Genomic DNA, 20,074 nt, shown 5'->3' with positions numbered 1-20,074 from the left:
ATCCATGGCCTGTTCCTCCCCGGAGCTGTTTCGGCGCGCACCAAAACACTGCTCCTGGAACAGGCCCCTCGTCAATTCTTTATCCAGAATTCGGGTTAAATTATCTCCTTATTTATTATCACAAATAAAAATTAAGCCTTTATCTCTTTTTCCTCAATTTATAAGTGAACGACATTTCAATGCATAATGTTCAAATACAGAGTGAACTGAATTACTTTGAAATGCTGTCATAAGATTGCTACCTTATCCGTTAATTTGTGTATTGTGGCTATCTCACATAACTTTATCTTAATTAGAATGGTCAGGATATTATGAAAAAAATACTTATTTACATCGTATTTGTTTTAACCTCAATGTCTATGCAATCTATGGCTGAAGAGATTAGATATAGTTTACGGGGAAATGATGGCAAAGAAATTACTTATTATTTGATAAAAAGAAATAGCACACATTCTGACGATCTTCTTGTCCTGATTCAGGGCTCTGATTGTAACAGTGTTATCAATAACCGGAAAATGATAGAAAATTTTGGCGCTACTTTCCCTGAGAATGATATTCTCTTAGTAGAAAAAGCAGGGCTTGATAGCCGTATTGGCAAAGATGGGGTTGAAGTTGATGATTCGGCATGTCCACAAGTATATATTCAGAATGATTCACCATCAAAACGCGTTAAAGATTATCTTGCCGTATTAAATCAATTAAAAAACAAATATCATCATATTGTCCTTATTGGAGGAAATGAAGGCGCTCTTGTTAGCAATATGATAGCGTCTAATGCAGATTTTATTACTGCTGCGATTTCGATTAATGGTGGTGGACGTTTCTTTATTGATGATGTTATCCATAGCATCAGGCATGAAACTCCGGCAGAAATGTCCGATGAAGCAGTTAACAGTTTTAAAAATTTTGCGGAAACAGCAAAGAAAAATAACTTGCCTGCTGGCATGGTAGTCAGTGGACATGGCGCAAACTGGTGGTATGAGTCGTTATCCATTGATAATCAGAGCTTGATCCAATCCAGTAAAACCCCACTATTTGTTATCCAGTGTATGAGTGATAATAATACTGATGCGGCTGGGATACTAAAGGTGATGGCAGCTATTGATAATCCAAAGGTTTCTTTTAAGACCTATGATGGCTTAGACCACTTTTTCAAGGATAGTGATGGAAATTATCATGCTGCAACAATTATTAAAGACATTAAAAGCTGGTATCAGTTACAAAGCAAGAGCGCTGTTTCAAACAGTAATTAAGCGTCGTTTTCCATAAAAATTCGTCATCATAAACCGAAATGTGGTAGCAACACTTTTCGCATTGCTACCCTATTCTTTTCCCAAGATGTTTTTTCATTATTATTACTCATCTATTTTAGAATGTTTATATTTAGTGATTTTACCGAGAAAACAATCAAGAAATAGCCTGTAAGGACGGGAGCTATAATTATCTTTCAGCAACAGAACCGAGAAGTTATGAGCGAGGCCCGACTACAATCAACTTACAGGTTAGGTTATATTTTTTTAATATTTCTTTAACTCTGTCTTTAGGAATAGCATATGAAGTATTACCATTTCTACCAACCATTGTTTTGGCTGCGAACATCGCATTAATTATGGCCTCTTCCGTTGCATTTATGGTTGCTTCATATAACGGGTCCAGCTTGTCATTTGGTAATATTTCTACTGTTTTTATATCCTCTCTGGAAAATGCACCATTATTTGCAGTAGAAAATGCAATAAATATTTCACCACTGGTATTACGGGCTACACCACCTACTTTTGCAAGTCCAAGGGATACTCTTTTAGCTATTTTTTCTAATTGGTGAGGTGCTAATGGTGCATCTGTAGCTACCACAGCTATTATAGATCCAGCATCTTTTATTTTTTTCTTATCCCCATAATATATCGGAGTAATATCTTGGATTTCTTTACCAATCGGAACCCCTGAGATAATAAGATCATCTCTAAATCCAAAATTACCCTGAACAAGCACCCCGACAGTAAATCCCCCGTCTGTTTTATCTAAAACCCTTGATGAAGTACCTGTTCCGCCCTTAAAATTAAAGAGGTTCATTCCAGTTCCGCCACCGATATTTCCTTCTTTTATAATGCCTGATTTAGCACTATTCAATGCATGATATACATGTTCTTTTTTTACATGCATACCGTTTATATCATTTAATATTCCATCCCATGTTTCTGTAACCACGGGTAGTAACCAAAATAAATCATCTTTTAGTGGTGATATTAGATTGTTATCAATCATCCAGCTAATTGTTGAGTCTCTGACAACACCGACACTATGAGTATTGGTTATTAATATCGGGGTTTCCAGAAAACCACTTTCCTCAATCCATTGACTGCCTGTCATCTCTCCGTTTCCATTTAAAGAGAATATGCCGGAAAATACCGGGCTAAAATTTTTTCCTCTGGGTAATATCGCTGTCACACCTGTTCTTACCGGGCCTTTGCCAACTTCTAGTTTTCCATCACCTTCAATGATAGTTGAATAGCCAACTTTTACACCATTCACATCGGTAATTGCATTATATTTTCCGGTTTTTCCAGAGAAAGGAATGCCGAAATTTCTGGCTCTAACCTCATTGGCTAGAGAGTTTGATGCTATCATTGTTGAGATAGATAAAATTAATATATTCAATATTTTCATGCTGTTCATAAATACTCCTTGTTATAATAACGGTTTATTAAAATAATAATGACCTTTGTTTTTTAGGTTTATTTTCACCATGAGTAAACTAAATAATTTGCCTGCAACGGTAAATAGTTTCACGTAAATGAATTGTTTTATAAAAAGTCACAAAGTTAATTATTTTTGATATTTATCGAATTAAGTTACAAAAAGAATGATAAAGAAGGAGAAGAGAAAATATGGCGGCCACACTGAAACATCTCAATTAAGCCGCCTGTCAGCATCAGATTAGTAATTCGCTTTCGGCCAGTCGGTATAACCTTTTGCCCCACTACCATAATAGGAGTCATGATTGACACTGGTCAGTTCAATGTCATAACGCAAACGTTCGACCAAATCAGGGTTGGAAATAAACGGACGACCAAATGCAACCGCGTCAACTTTTCCTTCCGACCGGCGGGAAATAGCCATTTCCAGATCGTAGTCGTTATTGCCGATGTAAGCACCTTCAAACCATGACCTTAATTTATCTAAATCAATGCCTTTAGGAATAACACGGTCTTTTTTTGTAGTCCCTTCAACAAAGTGTAGATAAGCCAGTTTGAACTGGTTAAGTTGTCGAATCAGATAGCCATAAGTTGCCATTACATCACTATCAAGCGGTGTGTTTCCTACTTCAGTTGTCACTGGGGACAGCCGGATACCAACCCGACCACTGCCCCAAACTCCGGTGACAGCTTCAACAACTTCCAGAACCAAGCGAACTCGGTTTTCAATAGAGCCGCCGTACTGATCGGTACGATGGTTAGTTGAATCACGTATGAATTGTTCCAGTAGATAATTGTTGGCTGAATGGATTTCTACACCGTCGAATCCTGCACGCTTGGCGTATTCAGCAGCATGTCTGTATTGCTCGATAATGCCGGGGATCTCATTGGTCTCCAGTGCACGTGGCATGGAAACTTCCTGCATTCCGTTCTCTGTGTAAACATTACCATCGGCTTTAATAGCAGACGGTGCTACCGGCGGTTCTCCGTTAGGTTGTAAATCGACATGAGAACAACGCCCGACATGCCACAATTGCATCACCATTTTGCCACCAGCAATGTGAACAGCATCGGTGACTTTTTTCCACGCAGCTACCTGCTCTTCTGTCCAGATACCGGGAGTCATCGCATAGCCGCGTCCCTGTGCTGAAATATTGGTTGCTTCTGAAATAATCAGACCTGCACTGGCACGCTGAACATAATATGTTACGTTGAGTTCCTTCGGTACACCTTCCTGATTCACACGGCTGCGTGTTAAAGGTGCCATAACTATACGGTTAGTAAGTTCAATTTCGCCTAGTTTAGTTGGTGAGAAAAGATCGGTGCGAATGCTATTGTCAGACATAAGATTTCCTTTTTTATAATAGACCAGTCGTCTACTATTACTATTTTAATTCAGAATTTTTCCCTTGGCTTTTGCGAGAACATCAATATATAAATCACATGATCATAAATATTAATGCCATTTTAACAAAATTTGTTTATAACATCTCTTAGTTAGAACATAACCAGGAAACAGTATGGGATTTTCACCGCTTATCAGAGTATTATCAAAAAACGATGTTGCAGCATATCAACAGCTTAGATTCGAAGCTCTACGTTCTGATCCTGATGCTTTTGGTTTAACATATGAAGAAGAACATACCAAAAGTGAACAGGAATTTGTAACCATATTAACTGATTCTCTGGTGTTAGGAGCCTATTTAAATAATAAATTAGTTGGAATGATCAGGTTTCAACGAGGTGTTGGGTATAAAAATTCACATAAAGGGACTATTTGGGGGTTTTATGTCAAACCTGACTGTCGAGGTTTGAAAATAGGAGAAAAACTTATTGGAAAATTGATGGCTATTCTGGAGGGAAATGTTAAACAAATATCATTAGCTGTTGTTGAAGAAAATGTATCAGCTATAAATTTATATAAAAAATTTGGTTTCGAAATATATGGCACTGAGCCTGTGTCATTAAAAAATGATTCAACATACGTTAATATGGTGTTGATGTACCTGATAATGTAGGTATCTATTTTTAGTAACTTAATTCTTAATTAAGAATTATAAATTTTATTGTTGAGTAAATTTCCGACAAAGACATCATGGGTGGCGTTGATACTGATATATTCTCCTTAATGAAGAACCCCGGCCGCTTGCAGTGGGGAATTAGACCCTAAGAGATTAAAAGGTAGTACTACTTCTCTCTTGGTACACCTGTAATTCACTCAACAAACATCGAAACCAGGAAAAAGTTCATGAATGCTTTACCTATTGTAGCCATTTTATTGATGTTATTTTCTTGTTTGGTTAATGCTGATGAAGTAAACACAGTTTTAGATAAGAAAAATGAAGCAGCCACTGCGCGTTTCTTCAGTAATCTGATTGAAACTAATAATCCGAATATTGCAGAGCTAACCATGGCAATGAGAATGATGCCTAAGGGTGCAGATATTCATCTTCATTACTCTGGTGCAATGTTTGTAGAAAGCTATCTTGACTGGTTAGGTGATAAAGGATATTGCATTTATGATAGATCTGAGCCGAAATTTAAAATAGAGATTTATCAGGTAGAAACACGTCAGAAAAATCAACTCCCGGAGGGAAGTCAGCAATTTTGTCTCGATAAGGATGAGGTCATCGCAAATAATACCTTCTACCGAAAATTATTGGAGGTATGGTCAACCAAAGATTTCTATAACCACTATGATGTACAGAAGGCTCCGGATCAGCACTTTTTTGACGCCTTTAGTTATTTCAGCTCATTAGCAGATCAAGATTTAATGGCTGGATTTACTAAATTAAAAAATCGGGCCAAATATGAAAACGTTCAGTATTTGGAAGTTATCTTACAAGAGGCGCCTTCTGTTGAATATCCAGATCTTGCAAAAGTGCTTGATACGTTAGATCCGAATGCCGATGAAAGCGTCGTTTTCGCAGCGCTGGCTCCCTATGCGGAGTTTATGGCTAAGGATCCAAATTTTACGAAAAGTATATCTAACTACATCCAAACAGGAGAAGCTGCGATTTCTGGGATGGACGATGATAAATTTCGTGTTCGAATTCAAGCCTATGCTTATCGTGATGAGCCACGAGCTATTGTATTCTCAAGTTTATATTCAGCATTTTCGGCAGCACATGCCAGCAAAAAGATTGTCGGTGTGAATATCGTTGGAGCGGAAAATGGTTATATCTCAATGCGTGACTATAAGTTGCACATGTTGATGTTTCGGTATTTAAAAACCCTTTTCCCTGATGTTTATTTATCTCTGCATGCGGGTGAGCTGGTTAACGGAATGGTTCCACCAGAGGAGTTGGCAAATCATATTCAATATGCTGTAGATATTGCAGAAGCTGATAGGATCGGTCATGGTGTTGCTATCGCCAGGGAGGAGAATGCATTGGAATTACTCAGCATACTGAGAGAAAAGAAAATACCTATTGAAATAAACCTGACAAGTAATGGTTTTATTCTAGGAGTAAAAGGAAACAACCACCCGATAAAACTTTATCAACGTCATGGTGTTCCTTTCGTGATATCAACTGATGACCCTGGGGTTCTTCGTAGTGACTTAACTCAGGAATTTGTAACCTTTGCCATAAACTACAAACCATCATATGCAGATATCAAGAAAACTGTGTTTAATAGCATTCAATACTCTTTTCTAACCCCAGAAGAAAAATCGACAGAGTTGAAGGATCTGCGAGCCAGGTTTTTAGTTTTCGAATCAGAGATTGCGAAGTTAGCTGAGCTGGATTAATTTCAAGTCAGTGTTTGCGCACATAAAAGATCTGCTGCACGATTACACAGCTCTGTAAATATAGCAATTTCGCCTTGAGACATATTAGCAACCACAATATCAGCCATATTGTGGTTGCTGGATTCTACCCGCTGTAAAAACATTAATCCCTTCTGGCTTAATTTAGTCACCAATTCACGCTTATCGCTTTCCCCTGCTTCTTGTTCAATCAGTTCCTTATCTTTTAGTGAGCGCAGGATCTTAGATGTTTTTGAACGGGTAAAACCAAGCTTTTCACCAATAACACTGGGTTTTATGAGTTGATGCTGTCGAAGTAAATATAAGGTATCGTATTGTGCCCAGGAGACACCTTCCGGATTTGTAATGGTTCTTCTTGCGACAAGAACACACTGGAATCTGCTTAATGCATCTTCAAAAGGTGTCATTGCCACATCATAAGTATTCTGATTATCCGTTTTCATATGACCTTCTTATATAACCTGAACTTTGGATACAACTTGAAATCCACCAGGCATATATACGGCTAAAGAACAGTAAAAATCAAGGAAGAAAATTACTTCACAGTCACTTATATTAATGAACCTAATGCCACATCATCGCCATTGATGACCATTTTTTCGAGTTTTTCCAACCAAACTGACTGAGAAACAGTTTTGATGTTATACCCTTTGTATTCAAGTGCCAGATACACAGGGGTAAAGTCAGTACCTTTAAGGTGAAATAAATGGAAATTATGATGACTGGGTATGTTATTGGAAACTGACAATGTAACAATGAGTTGGCTGACAAAATCAACAGGCAATAGATCTGTATTTAATAATTCTGGGTATAGAGCAATTCCCATTTGGATAAAACTTTTAATCTGACGCCACAGAAAGTCATCTTCCTGACATGCGCCAGTGACACTGTCACCGGATATTCGCCCTATTCGATAAACATTGATATCGACACCTTGAGTTCTGGCTTGTTGTATATATTGTTCAGCTACCCATTTACTTTGGGTATAACCAATAGAGAGAGAATCAGGGTGATCCGGAAAACAATCCTCTGTAATGGTTGTTTAGGATAGTCTGATGCAAATACAGCGATTAAAGGCAATATTTAAGATAAAACTATTTTTTATGGCAATGCTGGCGTAAATATTCGGCTGTCAATGAATTACCCTGTTCAAACATTTCCTGTGGTGTGCCGCTGAACATCACTCGTCCACCATCGGTTCCCGCACCTTCACCTAAATCAATTATCCAATCTGCTTCCGCAATAATGTCTATGTTGTGTTCAATGATCACGACAGAGTTTCCCTGCTCTACAAGACGGCGAAATAACTTAATAAGGACTGCCACATCTGAAGGATGAAGCCCGGTTGTCGGTTCATCAAAAACATAAATATCACCTTTATTATTAAGGTAAGATGCAAGTTTCAATCTTTGGCATTCTCCACCGGATAAATGATCAAGAGACTCCCCAAGCCGCATATAATCTAATCCAACATCTTTAATATGTAGTAATGTTGGGTGGATTTGACTATCTCCCTCAAAAAAACTTGTGGCCTGAGCAATACTCATATTCATCAGATCAACAATCGTTTTACCTTTATACCTATAATTTAAGGATTTTTTATTGTATTTCTGCCCCTGACAAGCCTCACAAGGCAAGGTAACAGAATCCATAAAAGCCAAATCAGTTTCAATTACGCCTAATCCGTTACACTCCAGACATGCCCCTCTGGCATTGGGTGAAAACCATGATTTGGTCACATTATTAGCCAATGCAAAGCGTTCCCGAATATGATCAAAAACCCCGCTCCATGATGCAATATGAGAACGCTTAGAGGTATGGAGAGGTTTTTGGTCGATAACAACAGCATTTATACATTTAGGAACAACCTCCCCCATAATCAGGGAACTTTTACCTGAACCAGCCACACCACTGATAGCAAGCATTACACTCATCGGCATATCAATAGAAATTTCTTTTAGATTATGCAATGTTGCATTTCTGATGGGGAGATAGCTAACAGGTTCTTTCGGGGTTCGGTTGAGATGGGTTATTTGGGACAAATATTTTCCGGTTAATGTCCCGGAGATACGTAATCCATTAAGATCGCCTTGATAAGTCACGGCTCCACCGTTGTCTCCTGCGCCGGGACCTAAATCAATCACATGATCTGCAATTTTAATGACATCAGGATCATGTTCGACCATTAAAATAGTATTACCTTTATCACGTAGTTGCCGAATCAGTGTATTAAGTTTTGTAATATCAGCCGGATGCAAACCAGTACTGGGTTCGTCAATGATATAAGTCATTCCGATGAGACTACTGCCTAAATGACGCACCATCTTTAAACGCTGAGATTCTCCTCCTGATAATGTTGTTGTTGAGCGATTAAGATTTAAATAGCCAAGGCCAACAGAGCACATTGACGCTAAACGTGCTTTTAAGCATTGAGCAGTGTATTTACTGAAGGATCATTCAACGTCGCTATAAATTGCCTCAGCTCTACAATTGGTATATCTACACAATCACCGATACTCTTACCCTGAATTAAACATGAACGGATACGCTTATTGAGTCGCTGCCCGTGGCAGACAGAACACAGTTTCATTGAAACAATATCCTGAAATTCTTCGCTTTTATGCTCTTTGCTATCCTTAACCAGATAACTGCGCGTAAATCGGGTAATAACGCCTTCAAATCGGGCAGATTTAGGCCAATCAGGGGAAGGCGTTGTCGGTACGACGTTATCCGCATAAAGTAAAAGTCGGTGTTCTTCTGTAGTGTAATCAGCAATTTTCTTGTCATTATCAAACAAACCAGAATGAACATATCGGCGCCACCGCCAAGTACCCGGCGCAAATGTGGAATATTGAATTGCCCCTTCATTCAATGATTTGTTTTCATTCACCAGTCTTTCAATATCTATGTTGCTGGCAATGCCCAATCCTTCACAGTTTGGACACATACCTGATGGATGATTGAACGAGAAGATATTGGAATAACCGACAAAGGGTTTACCGACCCTGGAAAACAAAAGTCGCAGCAAAGTATAAATATCTGATGCCGTACCAACCGTAGAACGTACATTTTCACCAATACGTTTTTGGTTAATAATAATTGCAGTAGTGAGGTTATTTATCTCATCCACATCCGGCTGACCATAGTATGGCAACCGATGCCGGATATAAGGCGGGAAAGTATCATTGAGCTGTCTTTGAGATTCCGCGGCAATTGTACCAAACACAAGGGAGCTTTTACCTGAACCTGAAACACCCGTGAATACAGTGATAACGTTTTTAGGAATGTACAGATCAATTCCTTTAAGGTTATTTTGTCTCGCACCACGAATTTCAATTGTGTTTTGTTCATGATTTCTCATTTAATTCACCTTTTACGCGTAATTCATACCAACACCGGGGAAAAAACACTCATTTATTCTGTCAGGTGGCTGACTATAGCACCGCAACAAATGATTTCCAAATAGGAATCATATTTTGTGTTTGTTAGAAAATTTACGGGGGATATAAAAACAAATTAATGATTATAGTTTCCCAATGGAAACTATATTTCTACGATTTTTAAAGCAGGGGGTGGACTTCATGTCATGTCAGGAGAGAGAAGAAGAAAACTTTTTCGGTTTATGAGAATAAACCTTCGTCCTCATCATCTTCATCTCCGAATATTTCCTCTAATATTTCTAATAACTCGTCTTCATCTAACCAACCATTCCCGCTCATACTTCCAGTCATTTCTTTTTCAAAAAGCTTACATATCTTATCTGCTGCTATTTTGGAATCTTCATTCAGCTCAATCAGGGCTTCGATCTTATTACGTAATTTCATTTTCGCCTCAGTTAATTTTTTTAGGTTTAAGATGGAGAATACACACGACAGATAATAATAGTTAAAATTTATTTTAAGTTTGCGATTTTCATCAGGCTTTGTGCAGGGATTCACAAATCGAATGTTCACTCACAAACTCTTTTCAGGGGAAAATATGGACGGAATTTGAGCGGTAAGATACCGCTCAGATCGGTTATTGTTTAATGATTACTTGGGAAAGAGAACTGAGCCACTTCATGACGTTCCTGCTTAATCCAACGTTGTGTGATAGTTTTCCGGCGAGTGTAAAAACGTACACCATCCGGGCCATAAGCATATAAATCACCAAATAATGACCGTTTCCAGCCACCGAAACTATGGTAAGCAACCGGAACTGGTAATGGAACGTTAATACCTACCATGCCTACTTCAATTTCATTTGCAAATAACCGGGCAACTTCGCCGTCATTTGTGAAGACACAAGTGCCATTACCATATTCATGGGCATTAATGAGTGCAACCGCTTCTTCCAAACTGGACACTCTGACAATACACAAAACCGGCCCGAAGATCTCTTCCTGATAAATTCGCATCTCTGGTGTCACATGGTCAAACAGACAACCACCGATAAAGAAGCCGTTTTCGTGGCCGATAACAGAGAAATCTCTCCCATCGACAATTAACCTGGCACCAGCTTTAACACCCTCTGTGACATAAGCTGAAACTTTCTCAAGGTGTGCTTTGGTAATCAACGGCCCCATATCCAGCCCGCCTGCTGCACCTGCCCCGATTTTTAACGCTTCAACTTGAGGTATGAGTTTTTCTATCAAGGTATCAGCAACTTGATCGCCAACACAAACCACAACAGAAATAGCCATACAACGTTCACCGCAAGAACCATAAGCGGCGCCCATCAAGGCAGTAGCTGCATTATTTAAATCTGCATCAGGCATAATAACAGCATGGTTTTTTGCCCCACCCAGTGCTTGCACCCGTTTTCCACGACGTGCGCCTTCACTATAAATATATTCAGCAACAACTGTTGAACCGACAAAACTCATTGCCTTAACATCTGGTGATTCAATCAGACAATCAACAGCTTCTTTATCACCATTGACCACATTCAGCACACCATTTGGCAACCCTGCCTGATGGAGTAATTTTGCAATGAATAATGCTGAGCCAGGTACACGCTCAGAAGGTTTAAGAATGAAAGTATTACCACACGCAATAGCCAGAGGGTACATCCATAACGGAACCATTGCCGGAAAATTAAAGGGAGTAATGCCAGCCACGACACCGACAGCATGGAAATCACTCCATGAGTCAATTTCCGGCCCGACATTACGGCTGAATTCGCCTTTTAATAATTCCGGTGCCCCAATAGCAAAATTGACATTCTCAATACCTCTTTTCAATTCTCCCGCAGAATCTTCAAGGGTTTTGCCGTGCTCTTCACTAATTAGTGTGATGATCTGATCTTCATGTTGTTCAAGCAACTGCTTAAAACGAAACAAAATCTGGGTACGTTTAGCGGGTGGCGTATTACGCCACTCAGGGAGTGCCGCTTTCGCGGCAGCAATTGCGTTTTGTACAGTGGCCGTATTTGCCATTTCAACTTGCCGTATCACAGCACCCGTTGCAGGATTAAATACCGCTGAAGTTCTGCCACCAGCAGTGGTCATTTCACCATTAATGAGATGCGTAATTGTTTTCATACTTCCGACTTCCTTTACTTAATCCGATGTAAAACATCACCCACTGCATTGAATAAACGGTCAAGATCATCGGGTTTAGCATTAAACATCGGACCAAATTGCAGAGTATCGCCACTAAACCGGACATAAAAACCCGCGTTCCATAGCGCAATACCCGCTTCAAAAGGACGAACATTTCCATCATCGTCACGTGGCGCGATTTGAATTGCTCCAATCAAGCCACAGTTACGAATATCAACAACATTTGGACAATGTTCGAGTCCGTGTAGTGTTTGTTCAAAATGAGGGACTAATTCAGCAGCTTGTTGGATCAGGTTTTCTTTTTCCAATATTTCTAAAGTGGCCAAACCAGCAGCACAGGCAACGGGATGAGCTGAATAAGTATAGCCGTGGTTGAATTCGATCATGTGTTCAGGGAGTGGTTGTGACATGAAAACATCATAGATGTCACTGGAAACAGTGACTCCGCCAAGAGGGATAGCCCCGTTAGTAACCTGTTTGGCGAAATTGAGAATATCCGGAGTAACACCGAAATAATCTGCGGCTGTCCAACATCCCATACGGCCAAAACCAGTAATAACTTCATCAAAGATTAACAAAATATTGTGTTGGGTACATATTTCCCGCAAACGCTGTAAATAACCTTGTGGCGGGATAATCGCGCCAGCAGAGCCGGCAACAGGTTCAACGATAACGGCAGCGATATTACTGGCATCATGTAGTTCTATGAGCTTCAATAACTCATCGGCCAATTCAGGGCCACCTGTTGATGGAATCCCTTTGGTGAATGCCATATCACTCTGCAAAGTGTGGGGCAGATGATCAACATCCATCATTTGGCCAAACATCTTGCGATTCCCACCAATACCACCAAGACTTGTCCCACCGACATTAACACCATGATAGCTACGCATTCTGCCAATCAATTTGGTTTTTGTCGCTTGTCCTTTTATGCGCCAATAGGCACACGCTATTTTTAATGCTGTATCAGCAGTCTCTGAACCTGAATTGGTAAAAAAGACATGGTTTAAATTACCGGGCATCCGTTGGGCGATTTTATCTGCCAATCTGAATGACAGAGGGTGAGCATATTGGAAACCTGGAGAATAATCTAACGTGCCGAGTTGTTCTGAAGCAGCCTGACGGATTTCCGAACGTGAGTGACCCGCTCCACAAGTCCATAACCCCGATAAGCTGTCATAAATGCGACGACCTTTATCATCCATTAGCCAATGCCCATCCGCAGAGACAATCAGCCGTGGATCTTGTTGAAATTGACGATTAGCACTAAACGGCATCCAATGTGCTTTCAGGTTCAGGTCTTGGAAAGAATCAGCATGACAGGAATGAGTTTGAATGGTATTGCTATCTGACATTTTGTAACTCCTCATATTAGGATTGTAACAAAAAGTTGTAACAACAAGTTTGCAATAAAATGATATTAAAGTTAAATCTCATTTATCGAATCATTAGTTATGAATTTACTCATACAAATGAAACTAATTCCAGCAAAGTATCCAACGAATTGTAGACAATTAACTGATTTTAATTTGAAATTATTGCAGATATTTAATGCAATTATAAACTCTAAATATGCTAATACTGATGTACTAATCAAAAGTCCCCAAAATATTTTAACAAAGCCAATAAAAATGCAGTAAGATTGACACCCAATCGTCAGCATTGATCTGGATTATTAGTTTGTTATCACTTTTTCATCTATCACAACGCAGAACACCAGCGTTAGTTGCCTTATTGGCGATTATGATGTTGTTCATCGCTCCGGTGGTATCAAAAACACTGGAGCACAGCCGTGGTATAAAAAGTGAAGCATGTCATGGTATGTCGATGCCTGATATGCAAAACAGTAATCATCATCAGGCATCTTTTTTATCAGATACCATGAATCATCATGGCGTCGATCATGTCCATATGGGATTGATGGACGATATTGCCTGTGGTTATTGCCAGTTACTGATTAATCTGCCGTTGTTGTCGGGAACATTCGTTTCTTTTCTCCTGCTGACATTGACGATTTCCCGTGCACCACCAGCACCATGTTTTTCTGGCCCGACGATCCGGTTGTTCTACGGCGAGTCACAACCACGTGCCCCACCCCTTAATTAATCCGATTACTTGAAATAAATCATTTATTTTCCTTGCCTTACGTCATTTTTCATAAGGCAGGTCGGTATTGCTTTAAACAAATTCAAAAACAGGATTTGTTACTCATTAATTAAGGGATATTTTTCATGTCTAGTACACAATTATTTCGCGTCTCTCCTCTGGCCACAGCTTTAGCGATTGCATTCTTTATGCCGGCCAGCAGCTTAGCTGTCACGAAAGATCAGATTGAAGAGACGAAAGACTCACACACCATCCATGAGAGTGAATCAGTAATAACCGTAACCGCTCCGGCTGTTTCACCACTTAGTGTTTTCTCTTCACTTAAAACACCTCGTCAGCCTGTGCCTGCCAGCGATGGTTCGGATTACCTGAAAACTATCCCCGGATTTTCCCAGATCCGTAACGGTGGAACTAATGGTGACCCTGTATTTCGCGGTATGTTTGGTTCTCGCTTGCGGATGTTGATTGACGATGGTGAAATTCTGGGCTCTTGTCCATCAAGAATGGATGCTCCAAGTTCTTACATTTCACCGGAGAGTTATGATGTACTGAGTCTGGTCAAGGGACCACAAACTGTTCTTTGGGGACCGGGAAATTCAGCGGGAACTATCCGCTTCGAACGCTCCCGCCCGCAATTTGAAGAACCTGGTGCTACAGGCAATGCCAGCACAGTTGTTGGTTCTAACGGACGTTGGGATGGTAACGCAGATCTGAGCTTCGGTAATCAGCATGGTTATATGCGTTTTATTGGCAATAAATCTCGCTCTAATGATTATAAAGATGGTGACGGATACCGTGTTCCTTCCCACTGGAATAAATGGAATACCGATGTCGCGTTGGGATGGACGCCTGATGAAGATACATTGCTGGAATTAAGCGCAGGGCAAGGTGATGGAAAAGCACGTTATGCCGGACGTGGGATGGATGGCTCTAAATTCAAACGTGAAAGTTTGGGAGTACGTTTTGAAAAGTCGAATATCGGCGATGTGTTTGATAAGTTTGAAACCAACTTTTATTACAACTCTACCCGCCATGTGATGGATAACTTATCCCGCCCTTCTCTTCCAGAAATGGACATGGGACATGGTGGCCATATGGGGCACGGTGATAGTCATATGAAACATGGTACTCACCCTATGGCACATGGAGGACACAGCGGTGGTCATGGTATGAATATGAAGATGGCCCACCAACTGGATCGCCGTACTTTTGGTGGCCGTATGATGGGAACATGGCTCTGGGAAGATTTCAGATTACAGAGTGGTGTGGATATGCAGACCAATACCCACCGCAACCAATCCCAAAAAGATGCACGATTCCGTGATTATGGTGTTTTCGGCGAGCTAACCTGGGATGCAACTGAACAAAGTAAAGTCATCGGTGGTGCGCGTTTGGATCGTGTTTTAGTCAATAAATACACTCAAGACACTCAGGAAGCACGAACAGATACTTTACCAGCAGGTTTTGTCCGATTTGAACATAACCTGAAAGAGCTCCCGGTTATGTTTTATACCGGCGTAGGCTATACCGAACGTTTCCCTGATTATTGGGAACTATTCCGTTCTAAAGGTAATGCTTTCAAGAAACTGCAAACAGAAAAAACAACGCAGTTAGATATTGGTGCACATTATAACGATCACAACCTGAAAGGCTGGATTTCAGCTTATGTTGGTAAGATTGATGACTTTATTCTATTTCACTATGCTGACAATAAAGTCAGCAAAGCAAGTAACGTGGATGCCACTATTTGGGGTGGAGAAATGGGGGTTGCTTACCATCTGAATGATAACTGGAAAACAGATGCAAGTCTGGCTTATTCCTGGGCACAAAACACCTCCAACCATCGCCCATTACCCCAAACGCCACCATTGGAGGCGCGCTTAGGTTTGACCTGGGAATATGGTGATTGGACAAGCAGCGGCTTGCTGCGTTTAGTCAGCAGTCAGAACCGGGTTGCAATCAATGAAGGTAACGTTGTCGGGAAAGATTTTAACCGTAGTGCTGGTTTTACCGTCTTCTCTGCGAATGCTGCTTATAAGGTGACTAAAAGTATTCAGATTAGTGCCGGTGTTGACAATATCTTTAACAGAACTTACAGCGAACACCTCAATCTGGCAGGAAATAGTGGCTTTGGTTATTCGGCCAATACGTCAGTAAATGAACCTGGTCGTACTTATTGGGCCAGATTTAACGTGAAATTCTAAACATTAGCCTCCCAGACTTTGCCCTGAATCATATCGGGGCAAAGTCTTCACCATTTCTTAACGAACTTTTTATTAAAGTTATTTTTACATAGCATTAAGAAATATCTTCTTAAAAAGATACTTTTATGGAGCGGTAATTATCAGAGGAATCCTAAATGTCGGATTCATTCGTCAACAGCCAATGACGCAATAACATAGCAAGTTGTTCTTGCTGTTCACTGGATAGCGCCCCAAGAATTTCTCTCTCATTTTCCAGATGACTTTCAACTACTTTATCTATGAGCTTTCTTCCCTCCGCAGTCAAAGAAACTTTGCAACTGCGTCGATCTTTAGCATTTGCAACACGCTCAATCAGCCCTCGTTGTACCATATGCTCAATGCGGGTACTCATTGCTCCCGAAGTCAACATAACGGATTGATACATCTCAGTTGGTGTAATTGGTGTGTCATAACGGCGTAGTGTCGCAAGGATATCAAACTCAATAGCGCTCAAGTCGTATGCCTTGAAGATAGGCTGTAATCGCTGTTCGATAATTTTATTTGCACGGTATAAACGCCCAATCACACCCATTGGTGAAGGATCAAGGTCTGGACGTTGCTGCTCCCATTGTATGAGTAAACGGTCAATGTGATCGTACTTCATGTCTTTTTCCCTATTCATTTATTTTTGAAAAAAGATACTTGATAAAATTTATATAGGCTATTATTTTAATTTGTCTTTACATAAAGATACATTTCATAATGAATTTTACATCAGCTATTCTGGGTATTATCGGAATTGCGTTATAGCCATTTCAGCTAATTTTGGCAGATAAATTGGATTTGGAACGACAGTGGTTTTTTCCTGTTTCAATTTATCAGAGCCTGCATCATTATGATTGCTGTTTGGTTTTCTATTCCTCGAAATCGAATGCAAACAGTCTCATCACCCCATATAACCCAGGAGTATTACAGTATGAAATTGACTTTGATATCTGGCAGCCAACGTCAAAATTCCAGCAGTCAACGTGTAGCCCGCTATTTGCAAAAACTCAGTAATGAATATGGATTTACTGATACTAACTTCCTCGAATTGTGCAATGTAGAACTTCCTCTTCATGACGGCTATACCACAGATATATCAGCAGAGTCACATCCGTGGCAGGCAATTGCTCACCATTTAAGAGAAAGTGACGCCTTTATTTTTGTGTCTCCTGAATGGCATGGAATGGTGCCACCAGCATTAAAAAATCTATTGTTATATTGCTCTGTGACGGAACTGGGGCATAAACCAGCATTATTGACTAGCGTTTCTGCTGGCCCAAATGGTGTTTATCCTCTTTCGGAATTACGTATGACTGGTTTTAAAAATAACCATGTTTGCTTCCTGCCTGATCACCTAATTTTCCGCCAGAGTGAAAGCTTAATCTCACCAGATTTGATTTGTAATGATGCTGTATTTGAAGGGCGAGTTCACTATACACTGAAACTACTAAAATCTTATGCCGAAGCTCTGAAACATGTACGTGAAGTTATTGGAGAAGAAAATAAAAAGTATCACTATGGTATGTAAAATAGACCAGAATAACTATTTTTACTAAAAATCAAAGCATTAAAAACCTAAGCTCGGCTCAATGATATGAGTCGAGTATAAAAGATCGGATTACCGATCTTTTATATGAATTAATACAGGTTGTCCTTAAGCCGTTGAGGTAATTCTGCATCGTACCCAACATCATCAAACTCATTTTTACTGAGTTCTTTGAGAATACGCCCTGGACTGGGTAAAGCACTGCGTTCAATCTGGGTTGAAGCATCCCATAAACCGGAGCGTATAATGGCACGACTACATTGGAAGAAAACAGCATCTACTGTGATCCGTAATACAGAGTTTGGCAAAACGTTACGGTACGCAAAACGCTCTAGTATTTCCGGAGTAATTAATATTTCTGCCCGACCGTTGATGCGTAATGTCTCACCAATACCAGGAATAAGCAGTAACAGAGCAATACGGTTATCGTGCAGAATATTACGCAGACTATCGATTCGGTTATTCCCTTTTCTGTCTGGCAAAATCAACGTTTTTTCATCTTCGATATGAATAAAGCCAGGTTGGTCTCCACGTGGAGAAACATCCATCCCTTCTTTACCCGTTGTTGCTAATGCTGCAAATGGTGCTGATTCGATAAAAGGACGATAAATCGGATGAATATGATCCGTTTCCTTAATTACAGAAAGTGCCGTGGGTTTTCCGTAAATTTGCTCAAGTGTGGTGATATCAGTAACAACGTTATCCATTATGAAATTTCTCCTTCATAATCAATTCGTAGTCTGACATGTTCTATGATGATATTGAGTTAGTCATAGAACGGCGCTGTTTTATACAGTAAAAAATTGACACTACTTAGTCAGTGATGAAAACGCATAACATACTCCAGATGCCCTGTTGCTTCGTCTTCCTCTTCTTTAGCAACATAAAATCCTTGTGATAAGTAGAAATTATAGCTTCTTTCATTTTCTTGATAGACTGCCAAGGTAAGCTCTGTTCTACGATTTTTGGCATCGGTTATCAATTCGCTACCAACTCCCTGCCCCTGGCAATCCGGTAACACAAAAATTGCTGCCAATGCGTCATCATGTAGTGCGTAAAAACCGATGATTTTTCCGTTTTGGACATAAACATATACTTCAGAAGCCGGAATATAGAGATTTCTCATATTTTCGACCTGAGATTCCCAAAAATCAGCAGCGACAAAATGGTGTGCTTTAATAGATGCCTCCAGCCAAATTGTCAGAACGTCGTCCATATCTGCTTCTGTGAATTTCCTGATCATTTCTGTGGGCTTTATAATTCTTCCTCTTTTTTGAAGACAGATATTATAAATGGAGGCTTAAAATTTGGAACATGAGGAATTAATTTCTGGTAAAGAGAAAATCCCGCCTCTTCTGCACAGGCTATTCGCTTTTCCAATGACCAGTACGTATCATGAAAAGAGAACGGCTTACCCGTTTTAGTCCACAAAGTCGTTAACAGTGTATCTCCGTCACGGTAAGTCTTTCCTGCTTCTCCTGTTTTGAATGGGCCAAAATCTATGCCGATGGCATCCAAATTAAAATCAAGAGTCATGTAATAACCATGTTTAATTAGATGGCTATTTACCTGGCGAAAAATAGCTCTGACTGAATCTTCTGTTTTTAATGTACAGAGCACAAAAGCGCTGATTACTGTATCAAAAGGGATGTCATTCGTATAGTGATGAAGCTCGGTTGGATAAGTGAATATAACCCCACTATCTTTATGAATTTCTCTTGCCAATTCAATTGCATATTTTGAAATATCTGCGCCGATCATTTGAGGAACAATCGGCGCAAGAAAAGGAGTTAATGCTCCTGAACCACAACCAAGATCAAGAACTTTTTTTATGGAATTATGTTGTTTAATAAAATCACAAATAGTTGTGAAACCATATTTTATTTCAAGAATATCATTGTATTGTGAAAAAAACTCAGATAGTTCTTTCTCTTCCCATTTACTCATATATTCACCTCTTATTGTTTTTATAAAACCGTGAAAAAATTAATAGTCAGGTTAATTTAATATTATAATTTATTTAATGATTATTTTATTGAGAATTCATGGTTTAAATCCCATTTAAAGAATAAATTAATTTTATAAATTTTATATGTAGCATAAATTATTACATGAATAATGGTTTATAAAAGCTTTGTCTTATCTCCTATGCTTTTATATTAATCATGCTTATTTTATTGCCCTGATAAA

19 protein-coding genes are annotated in these 20,074 nt (G+C 39.6%); 6 read left to right on the top strand and 13 right to left on the bottom strand.

Going from position 1 to position 20,074, the window contains the following annotated elements:
• Positions 1-311: 311 nt before the first annotated feature.
• Positions 312-1,253, top strand: a complete 942-nt coding sequence (locus tag Xbud_RS13875) for an acyl-CoA thioester hydrolase/BAAT C-terminal domain-containing protein (RefSeq protein ID WP_099136613.1) — start codon at positions 312-314, stop codon at positions 1,251-1,253.
• Positions 1,254-1,467: 214 nt separating this feature from the next.
• On the opposite strand, the gene Xbud_RS13870 is transcribed toward Xbud_RS13875, so the two are convergent.
• Entirely contained in the window at positions 1,468-2,673 is a 1,206-nt protein-coding gene (locus Xbud_RS13870) for a DmpA family aminopeptidase (RefSeq protein WP_099136612.1), read from the bottom strand.
• A 261-nt stretch (positions 2,674-2,934) separates the two neighbouring features.
• Entirely contained in the window at positions 2,935-4,038 is a 1,104-nt protein-coding gene (locus Xbud_RS13865; protein ID WP_099136611.1) for an alkene reductase, read from the bottom strand.
• 175 nt (positions 4,039-4,213) lie between these two features.
• Between Xbud_RS13865 and Xbud_RS13860 the strand changes: the two genes are divergently transcribed.
• A complete protein-coding gene (locus tag Xbud_RS13860) occupies positions 4,214-4,711 on the top strand; it encodes a GNAT family N-acetyltransferase (RefSeq protein ID WP_099136610.1) in 498 nt (165 codons plus the stop codon).
• Positions 4,712-4,941: 230 nt separating this feature from the next.
• Complete coding sequence (locus tag Xbud_RS13855) at positions 4,942-6,444, top strand: amidohydrolase family protein (protein ID WP_099136609.1); 1,503 nt, start codon at positions 4,942-4,944, stop codon at positions 6,442-6,444.
• Positions 6,445-6,446: 2 nt separating this feature from the next.
• On the opposite strand, the gene Xbud_RS13850 is transcribed toward Xbud_RS13855, so the two are convergent.
• The 7 genes from Xbud_RS13850 to aptA form a co-directional block, all read right to left on the bottom strand.
• Entirely contained in the window at positions 6,447-6,905 is a 459-nt protein-coding gene (locus Xbud_RS13850; protein WP_099136608.1) for a MarR family winged helix-turn-helix transcriptional regulator, read from the bottom strand.
• Positions 6,906-7,012: 107 nt separating this feature from the next.
• Entirely contained in the window at positions 7,013-7,498 is a 486-nt protein-coding gene (locus tag Xbud_RS13845) for an SDR family oxidoreductase (RefSeq protein WP_099136607.1), read from the bottom strand.
• A 58-nt stretch (positions 7,499-7,556) separates the two neighbouring features.
• Positions 7,557-8,867 (bottom strand): ATP-binding cassette domain-containing protein, encoded by a 1,311-nt coding sequence (locus Xbud_RS20620; RefSeq protein WP_244589964.1) that lies wholly within the window; start codon positions 8,865-8,867, stop codon positions 7,557-7,559.
• A 17-nt stretch (positions 8,868-8,884) separates the two neighbouring features.
• Entirely contained in the window at positions 8,885-9,823 is a 939-nt protein-coding gene (locus Xbud_RS20615) for an excinuclease ABC subunit UvrA (protein WP_244589963.1), read from the bottom strand.
• Between the two features lie 259 nt (positions 9,824-10,082).
• Entirely contained in the window at positions 10,083-10,286 is a 204-nt protein-coding gene (locus Xbud_RS13835; RefSeq protein ID WP_099136606.1) for a hypothetical protein, read from the bottom strand.
• Between the two features lie 200 nt (positions 10,287-10,486).
• Positions 10,487-11,983: a CoA-acylating methylmalonate-semialdehyde dehydrogenase gene (locus Xbud_RS13830; protein WP_099136605.1), complete on the bottom strand. Its 1,497-nt coding sequence runs from the start codon at positions 11,981-11,983 to the stop codon at positions 10,487-10,489.
• Positions 11,984-11,997: 14 nt separating this feature from the next.
• The gene (gene aptA, locus Xbud_RS13825) at positions 11,998-13,359 is read right to left on the bottom strand and encodes an omega-aminotransferase AptA (RefSeq protein WP_099136604.1); all 1,362 of its coding nucleotides are present in this window, start codon (positions 13,357-13,359) and stop codon (positions 11,998-12,000) included.
• Between the two features lie 325 nt (positions 13,360-13,684).
• Here aptA and Xbud_RS13820 point away from each other — a divergent pair, with 325 nt between their 5' ends.
• Both Xbud_RS13820 and Xbud_RS13815 read left to right on the top strand, forming a co-directional pair.
• Positions 13,685-14,110 (top strand): DUF2946 domain-containing protein, encoded by a 426-nt coding sequence (locus Xbud_RS13820; protein WP_244589962.1) that lies wholly within the window; start codon positions 13,685-13,687, stop codon positions 14,108-14,110.
• A 125-nt stretch (positions 14,111-14,235) separates the two neighbouring features.
• Complete coding sequence (locus tag Xbud_RS13815) at positions 14,236-16,314, top strand: TonB-dependent receptor domain-containing protein (protein ID WP_099136603.1); 2,079 nt, start codon at positions 14,236-14,238, stop codon at positions 16,312-16,314.
• Between the two features lie 151 nt (positions 16,315-16,465).
• On the opposite strand, the gene Xbud_RS13810 is transcribed toward Xbud_RS13815, so the two are convergent.
• The gene (locus tag Xbud_RS13810) at positions 16,466-16,957 is read right to left on the bottom strand and encodes a MarR family winged helix-turn-helix transcriptional regulator (protein ID WP_099136602.1); all 492 of its coding nucleotides are present in this window, start codon (positions 16,955-16,957) and stop codon (positions 16,466-16,468) included.
• A 312-nt stretch (positions 16,958-17,269) separates the two neighbouring features.
• Between Xbud_RS13810 and Xbud_RS13805 the strand changes: the two genes are divergently transcribed.
• Entirely contained in the window at positions 17,270-17,866 is a 597-nt protein-coding gene (locus Xbud_RS13805; protein ID WP_099136601.1) for an NADPH-dependent FMN reductase, read from the top strand.
• 110 nt (positions 17,867-17,976) lie between these two features.
• Here the strand turns inward: Xbud_RS13805 and Xbud_RS13800 are convergent, their stop codons facing one another.
• The 3 genes from Xbud_RS13800 to Xbud_RS13790 form a co-directional block, all read right to left on the bottom strand.
• A complete protein-coding gene (locus Xbud_RS13800; protein WP_099136600.1) occupies positions 17,977-18,594 on the bottom strand; it encodes a pyridoxamine 5'-phosphate oxidase family protein in 618 nt (205 codons plus the stop codon).
• A 107-nt stretch (positions 18,595-18,701) separates the two neighbouring features.
• A complete protein-coding gene (locus Xbud_RS13795; protein WP_099136599.1) occupies positions 18,702-19,127 on the bottom strand; it encodes an N-acetyltransferase in 426 nt (141 codons plus the stop codon).
• A gap of 11 nt (positions 19,128-19,138) precedes the next feature.
• Positions 19,139-19,831, bottom strand: coding sequence for a class I SAM-dependent methyltransferase (locus tag Xbud_RS13790; RefSeq protein ID WP_099136598.1), 693 nt, complete (start codon positions 19,829-19,831; stop codon positions 19,139-19,141).
• Between the last annotated feature and the right edge of the window lie 243 nt (positions 19,832-20,074).

This window comes from Xenorhabdus budapestensis (assembly GCF_002632465.1).
GTDB classification, from domain to species: domain Bacteria; phylum Pseudomonadota; class Gammaproteobacteria; order Enterobacterales; family Enterobacteriaceae; genus Xenorhabdus; species Xenorhabdus budapestensis.
The sequence above is the reverse complement of the archived record's forward strand: the minus strand, read 5'-3'. Positions and strand labels throughout refer to the sequence as shown.